This window comes from Catenulispora rubra, from assembly GCF_015356825.1.
In the GTDB taxonomy this organism is placed as follows: Bacteria; Actinomycetota; Actinomycetes; order Streptomycetales; family Catenulisporaceae; genus Catenulispora; species Catenulispora rubra.
In genome coordinates this window covers 1-1,724 of record NZ_JAACYW010000599.1, presented here as the reverse complement: position 1 = coordinate 1,724, position 1,724 = coordinate 1, and the positions used below count along the sequence as shown (strand labels likewise).

General features: G+C 72.2%; 1 protein-coding gene and 1 pseudogene. One reads left to right on the top strand and one right to left on the bottom strand.

From position 1 onward, the window contains the following. Positions 1–131: pseudogene (locus tag GWK61_RS54410) on the top strand (IS5/IS1182 family transposase); the annotation flags it as partial. 413 nt (positions 132–544) lie between these two features. On the opposite strand, the gene GWK61_RS59140 reads toward GWK61_RS54410, so the two are convergent. Beyond that, entirely contained in the window at positions 545–1,339 is a 795-nt protein-coding gene (locus GWK61_RS59140; protein ID WP_194922262.1) for a C40 family peptidase, read from the bottom strand. Between the last annotated feature and the right edge of the window lie 385 nt (positions 1,340–1,724).

Sequence of the window (1,724 nt, the reverse complement as noted above, 5' to 3'; positions counted from 1 at the left end):
AACGCGACGGCCGGGTCGTCGACTTCTACCTCTACCTCGCCGCCGCGTTCGTCACCGTCCGTGCCCTCATCCGGGAAGCCCGCACCCGCTACCGATGGGACACACGACCCACCACTCGACGCCTGAAGTAACGCCTATCCTCGGTCGCTCTTAGTCAGATCATCACACGGCGCCACTTAGGGCCCCGCCCTACCAAGGGGGCTAACCACCCTAAATAGGTAGCGCGCGCCAACGGATCTCGCTCAGGATGCGCCGCCCGGCCGCCGGCGGTCAACATCCGGGGCGGGAAATCGCAGGAAAGTTGGGCCGAACGTGGGCGTGGCGGACCGGCGGCTGTGATCGCGGCTGCCGTGAGGACGTCCGCCTCGACGTCGTGGGCTGCTTCGCTGTACCGGCGGTGGGTCTGGATTCTGACGTCCAGGGGGCTCAGGTCGCGGTAGGCGCGGTCCACGGCTGTAGTCATGGTGTCCATTGTGGCGGCGGGGCTTTCTCGGCGGCCATGACCGCCGCCGAGATCAGCCCTGTTCGCCGCGTCCGCTTCCGCTCAGGCGTGCACCCGCACCACGACCGAGACCGGCATGGAGCGCACCGGGTCGGGACGCACCCAGGAGCCGGAGTGCGGGGAGTCGAGCACCAGGCCGTTGCCGACGTACACGCCGACGTGGTGCTGCGTCGGGTAGAAGACCACGAGGTCGCCCGGCTCGACCTTGCTCAGCGGGATCTGCGTTCCGGCGTGCGCCTGGGCGCGTACGGTGCGCGGGATCTTGACGCCGGCCGCCGCCCAGACGTGCTGGGTGAAGCCGGAGCAGTCGAAGCCGCCGGCGCGGGTGGTGCCGCCCCAGCGGTAGGGGACGCCGAGCAGGGACAGCGCCTCGTGGACCGCGGCGGCCGCGTTCTTGTTCTTCGCCGGCGGCAGGTGGGCCAGCAGGTAGGAGTTGGCGTGCCGGTCCGGGGCCGGGCGGCGCGCGGCCGGACGGGACTGCGACGCGGGCTTCGGGCGGGCCGTCGGCGCGCTCTGATGCCCGGCGGGGGTCTTGGCGGCACGGCTTGCGGGACGTGCCGGCTGCGAGCCCCGGGTGGCGGGTTGTGGCGCTGACGCCGGTGTCGGCGGATCAGCCTCCGCCGGGGCCGGTCGCACCGGGGCACCTACGGCGTTCGGCACGTCGGGCAGCGGCGCCGGAATCGGCACGGAGGGCACGTCGAGCGCCGCCGTCCGGATCGCCGGCCGGACCGCGGTGCCCCCGAGGTGGTCGGCGGCGGCAGCCAGCAGCGCACCGGCGGCCAGCAGTGCGGAAACGCACCGTGCGGAGGCACGGTGCCCGGGTTTATGACATTGCATCCCGTTCACTTCCCTCGGTCTGGAGCAGGACAGATTCCTGCGATGATCCGAAGGTCGTCTTACCGTCGGGAATCGGGCTCCATGCCGGGTCACCCCCGGACGGCGCAGCGCTGGGCGGCGCGACCTGGCCGGGGCGCGGAAGCAAGGGTGACCAAAGTCGAGGGCTGGTCGAGGCTGATCGAGGGTTGGTCGAGGGCTGTCGGGCAGAACACTGATGCGAATCGGCGCTGTCGGTGCCCGCTCCGCCGACGAACCGGCCGCGACGCACGACAACGCCGCCCCGCCGTACGGCCCCGTGACCGTCGGAGAGGCGGCGTGTCCCGCTGCCCTGGTGCCTAGCTGTCCTGCCGTCCTGCTGTGTGGACCGACCCCCCGGCCCCCGCCG